Below are 5,504 nucleotides of genomic sequence, written 5' to 3'. Positions count from 1 at the left end.
TGGATAAAATTTAAGCCGAGCGGCGGTAGAATTCGCGGTTTTAATGAAAGCGTTAATTTACGCCAATTTGGTGCGTAAATTTGCGCCTATTAGGGCGAAATAAAATTTAAAGGAGTAAAGATGAGAGGTAAAATTTTAATCGCGGCCTTTACGGCAGCGCTTTTGTGCGGCTGCGCGGCGCACGATGCAAAGCTAGGCAAGGAGGCAAGCGCAATGGATAATAGGGGCGAAAGCGCGGCTGCGGACTGCGGCGCTAGTGAGGGCGTCTGCAAGGTGCCCGCCGTGCAGACGCCGATGATAGGCGGCGGCACGGACGAGCACGGCTGCTTGATCGCCGCGGGCCAGAGCTTTTCAAAGATCAAGAATGGCTGCGTGCAGGTCTTTGATGTCGCAGACGTGAGGTTAGATGATCCGGATAACGCTACGCTTGCGATCTACGGGATATTTTCCGCGGATAAAAGCAGGGTAGAAATTTTTTGGGCGAGCTTGCCGCAGAGCGAAATTTTAAGCAAAGTTAAGGGCGGCTACTACGTCTCGAAAGACGGAAAAATTTCGCTGCTAAAAACAAAAAGCGGCAAGGGCTATAAGATCCGCAGAAAATAGCGGGTGAAATTTTAAGCCCGCTAAATTTCGCGCGCCGCGGAGAATTTTAATCCAAGCGCGCCAGGACTTAGGCCGGCTCAGCAGGCTAAGACGTAAATTTAGAGCAAATTAATACCGAGCCGATTCGGTTATTTGCGGCATCTGCCGCCGATGAAATTTAATCAAAGGAGTAAAAATGAGAAAAACGGCTTTGGTCGTGGGCGCGACGGGAGCGGTCGGGTGCGAGATCGTGCGAGGGCTTTGCGAAACCAAAACTACGACAAGATCGTCGTCTGGGCGCGTAGGGAGCTAAAGTTTAGCCACGAAAAACTTGAGGTGCAGATCGTAAATTTAGATAAGATCAAAGAGATAGGGCCGTGCGACATAGACGAGATTTTCTGCGCGCTGGGCACGACGATGAAGCAAGCCGGTAGCCGCGGGCAGTTTTACAAAGTGGACGTGAGCTACCCCGTAAATACCGCAAAATGGGGCATCGCCGCGGGCGCTCGCCGTTTCGTGCTTATCTCCGCCTACGGCGCGGACGAACGGTCGAGATTTTTCTACATGAGAGCAAAGGGCAAGGCCGAGAAAAAGATTGCCGAGCTGGGCTTTGAAAGCCTGCAAATCGCTAGGCTGCCCGCGATAAAAAGCGAGCGTAACGAGTTGCGACTCAGCGAGCTCTTTACGATCTGGCTGTTCGGGCTTTTGCCGAAGGGGATCTTGACGAACTACCGCCCGATGAGCGCGCAAAATATCGCCGTCGTCGTCATCGCCGCCGTGCAAACGCAGAGCAAAGGCGTGCAAATTTATCATCCAAAAGAGTTTGCGTAGCAGCTCGAATTTGAGGGGCTTGCAGGATTAGGCAAAATTTGCAAGCCCTCGCCTCGTAAATTTAAATTTATCCCGGGATAATCAAATTTGCGCGCTTGCCTCAACGAGCGTTTAAATTTACAGCTACCTAAAAGCAAAATTTGATAGAAATTTGGAGCTTTGACCTCAGTGCGCGTCGCCGCCTTTGTGCGTTTATAGTTCTCTGCGCGAGGGCTCAAATTTAGCGTGGAAAAAGCTCGCGCTAAAAATCTCCAAGACCGACAAAATAGCCAAAAATAGCGACAAACCCGCAAAGAGCCCGTAAATAGGCTCTTTTGTAGCGAGTATAAAACGAGCCGTTTTCTATGTAATATACTTTACAAATTTACATTATCTATTTATAAAGCCAACGTATAATCACGCAAAAAAATATAAAGGAGCATACTTATGAAGTATACGGGAACTACGTATAGGCCACCTTACGAGGCTAACTCTTTGCTGGTGCAGGCGACTTAGGGCTGTAGTCACAATCGCTGCGCATTTTGCACGATGTACCACGACGTCCCGTTTGCGGTCGAATCGATCGAGCAAATAGAGCGCGATTTGCCCGAGGCTAGGCGCTATAATCCCTTCGTCAGGCGCATTTTTTTGCTAAACGGCGACGCTTTTTCGCTGGATTACGAGACGCTTAGCGCCATAGGCGAGAAAGCGTCCAATTTTCCCCGAGGTCGAGGCCATCGCCTCTTACGCGACGATCACGGGCATCGCCAAAAAGAGCGACGAGGAGCTGCAAAATTTGCGCAAGCTTAGATTTAACGGTATGAATATCGGCTCGAGTCGGGTCACACGCAGACCCTTAAACTGCTTAAAAAAGGCTACGATGCCGACGAGGCCAAGGCGCAGCTGCTTAGGCTAAAAAGATTCGGTTACGACTTTTGCCTAAATATCGTCGTCGGCGGCGGGATGCAGTTTTCAAAAGAGCACATCGACGAAAGCGCGAAGCTCATAAACGAGGTGCAGCCTTGGATGGTTTTTCTCATGACCTTGTTTCTGGCTAAAGGAAGCGCGCTTTATAGCGTCGCACAAAAGGGTAAATTTACCGAAAATACCGCAGGCGAGAATCTGCTGGAGGAAATGCGCCTAATCGAAGCGCTCGAGCTAAAAGACACGCAGATACTGGGGATGCACCCTAGCAACTCCGTACCCCTCGCGGGAAGGCTACCGCAGGATAAGGACAGGCTGCTGGCGGCGCTAGAAAAAGGCATAAAAGCTAGGAGCGAGGAGTTTTTTCCTCTCGCCCGCAAAGAGGCGCCGAGGGCAGGTACATTAGCTAAAAATTTAAAGGAAAAGAATATGAAAAATTTTAATCAATCGACAAAACTGTGCGAAATTTTGGGCGTCAGCTTGCCTATCGTGCAGGCTCCGATGAATAACGTAACAAATGCCGCATTGGTAGCTGCCGTATCAAATGCCGGCGGAATGGGCGTGCTGGGGCCAAATGCCGGCAGAGACTCTGAAAATTTAAACACGAAAGAGCGATATAAACGAGAATTCGAACGTATAAAGTCGCTAACTAATAAGCCTTACGGCGTAAATATCGTTTGTCGAAACGATAATGACAAAAAATATGCGCTAAAGGTTATGGAAACGGCATTTGAGGCTGGCGTAAAGGCGTTTTTCTTTGTCGGCATAGCGGAAACGGAGCTATTTAAATTTATAAAAGATAACGGCGGAGTTTTGGTGCATAGAGCGCTTACGCCAAGCGCAAATTCGGCTCGCGCGGCACAAGAAGAGGGCGCAGATATTATAATTGCCACGGGATACGATGAAGGAGGAGTGGGCCCGCAAAATAAAATAGGTACTTTTAGCATCGTGCCGATCATCGCCGATGCCGTGAGCGTGCCTGTGATGGCTGCGGGCGGGATAAACGACATTAGAGGCGTACGAGCAGCCTTTGCGCTTGGGGCTAGCGGTGTTTACGTGGGTACTAGATTTATCGCTAGTACCGAGTGCCAGGCAGCGCAACCGGCAAAAGAGAGCATCGTATCTATGGGCTCTAGCGAGCTGTTTTTTGTTTCGGACTATCAACGCGTAGTGCCGAGTAAATTTGCCAAGGAGCTAAACGCAATGTATCTAAACGGCGACAAGGAAGTAGTGGCGCAAAAAATCGAGCGACTAAATCCGCTAAGGCTCGCAATGATAGATGGCGATATAGAAAATGGCATAATATACGTAAATTCTGGTATTAGCCTAATAAAAGAGATAAAAAGCGCCAAAAAAATCGTCGGCGAGCTTATGGCTGATTTTGTTTAATAAGATGGATAAATTTGCCAAATTTAGGCTATTATCGGCAAAAAATAAAATTTAAATTTTATCAAACCAAAGGAGAAAAAATTTCACTAAAACCTGTCGAACTTCACAAAGCGTATCGCCTCATAAATCACGGGCCGACCGTCATGGTCTCGGCCGAATTTGACGGCGTGCGGGACGTCATGAGCGCGTCATGGGTCTGCCCTCTGGACTACGACAAGCTAACGGCCGTCATAGGTACTAGCTCTTTTACCCGCTCGCTTTTTGAAAAGAGCGGCAAATTTGCTGTACAGGTGCCTTTCGTCTCGCAGGCGGAGCTGGTTAGCGAGCTGGGCGCCGAAAACAACTCGCGCTTTGATAACGCGGACAAGATGAAAAACGTGGAAATTTTTTATAAAGAGGAGTTTGATGTACCGCTGATCGTGGGTTGCGCGGCATGGCTCGTTTGCAAGCGTATCCCCGAGCCGCATAACGAGCAGAGCTATGATCTTTTCATTGGCGAGGTCGTCGCGGCGTATGCGGACGAGCGGGTCTTTGACGGCGAGCACTGGCTGTTTGAAAAGATCCCTGACGAGCTAAAGAGGCTTCACTACGTCGCCGGCAGTCGGTACTATCTAGACGGCAAAGCGATAGACACCAAGCGCACGCCCATAAGCGGCGAGTAAGCGCCTCGCAAAATGCAGGCAAATTTGTAAATTTAAGACGAGCGCACGCGTAAATACGCGGCGAGCTTCGGTAAAATTTCAAACTAAAGAATCTAAAAAGGATAGAAAATGAAAAAATATATCGTCATCACGGGCGCAAGCTCGGGTATTGGAGCGGCTACGGTAAAGGCGTTTGCTGGGCGCGGAGAAAATTTGATCTTAATCGCGCGCAGAGCGGAGCTGCTGCAAAGCTTAAAGGACGAGATCGCTAAAATTTCGCCCAAATCAGATGTCGTGATTAAAATTTGCGACCTTGCGCGCAGCGAGAACGTCTTAGCGCTTTGGGACGAGCTAAAAAGCTACGAGCTAAAGGTGCTCATAAACAACGCGGGCTTTGGAGATTACGGCGCGGTCGGCGAGCGCGATCTATCCAAAGTCTCGCAGATGCTGCGGCTCAATGTCCTTTCGCTCACGCTGCTAAGCCACCTCTTCGTACGCGACTACAAGCGCAAGCCTGCCCAGCTCATCAATATCTCCTCCGCTGGCGGCTACAGTATCGTGCCAAACGCCGTCACCTACTGCGCGAGCAAATTTTTCGTAAGCGCCTTTGCGGAGGGCTTGCACTACGAGCTGGCGCAGGATAAAGAGGCTAAAATGCAGGCTAAAGTTCTAGCGCCCGCCGCGACTAGGACGGAATTCGGTCCCGTGGCGACGGATGACGCGGGCTACGACTACGATGCGGCTTTTAAGCGCTATCACTCAAGCGAGGAGATGGCGGAATTCTTGCTCGCGCTTTACGATAGCGACGCGTGCGTGGGCGCGGTGGATCGAAACAACTTCGAGTTTAGCTTACAGGCTGCGCGATTTGACTACGCGGGAGAACGCTAATTTTTACACTTTTAGCGCGTCGCGATGAAACGGCAGCCTCTAGACTGCCAAATTTAAACCGCCTTGATCTGGCCTGCAAGCTAACTCAAAGCCTGCGCCTTACGGCCCAAGCGCTAGACGGCAGTTTTGTAGACAAATTTGCAACGGCGCAGAAAAGGATCTCGCACTGCGCTCAAACACGAGATGGCAGAATTTACGAACTTAGAGTATGCATTTTACGGCTCAAACGAGCAAGCCTTTAGGTTTCCGCCCGCTAAGCCCTTTTTAAAC

5 protein-coding genes are annotated in these 5,504 nt (G+C 49.9%); all 5 read left to right on the top strand.

What is annotated here, in order from left to right:
- Positions 1–120 precede the first annotated feature (120 nt).
- The 5 genes from Q0340_RS10525 (at position 121) to Q0340_RS10505 (ending at position 5,234) form a co-directional block, all read left to right on the top strand.
- Positions 121–603, top strand: coding sequence for a hypothetical protein (locus tag Q0340_RS10525; RefSeq protein ID WP_298083264.1), 483 nt, complete (start codon positions 121–123; stop codon positions 601–603).
- A gap of 150 nt (positions 604–753) precedes the next feature.
- Positions 754–1,413: an oxidoreductase gene (locus tag Q0340_RS10520; protein WP_298083263.1), complete on the top strand. Its 660-nt coding sequence runs from the start codon at positions 754–756 to the stop codon at positions 1,411–1,413.
- 942 nt (positions 1,414–2,355) lie between these two features.
- Positions 2,356–3,705, top strand: coding sequence for a nitronate monooxygenase (locus tag Q0340_RS10515; protein ID WP_298083262.1), 1,350 nt, complete (start codon positions 2,356–2,358; stop codon positions 3,703–3,705).
- A gap of 143 nt (positions 3,706–3,848) precedes the next feature.
- Positions 3,849–4,367, top strand: a complete 519-nt coding sequence (locus tag Q0340_RS10510) for a flavin reductase family protein (RefSeq protein ID WP_363317264.1) — start codon at positions 3,849–3,851, stop codon at positions 4,365–4,367.
- Between the two features lie 108 nt (positions 4,368–4,475).
- Positions 4,476–5,234 carry an SDR family NAD(P)-dependent oxidoreductase gene (locus Q0340_RS10505; protein WP_298083261.1) on the top strand — a complete coding sequence of 253 codons (759 nt, stop codon included), beginning with the start codon at positions 4,476–4,478 and terminating at the stop codon, positions 5,232–5,234.
- The last annotated feature ends 270 nt before the right edge of the window (positions 5,235–5,504 follow it).

Source organism: uncultured Campylobacter sp., from assembly GCF_938045595.1.
Classification (GTDB): domain Bacteria; phylum Campylobacterota; class Campylobacteria; order Campylobacterales; family Campylobacteraceae; genus Campylobacter_B.
This window is presented reverse-complemented; position numbering and strand designations above follow the sequence as displayed.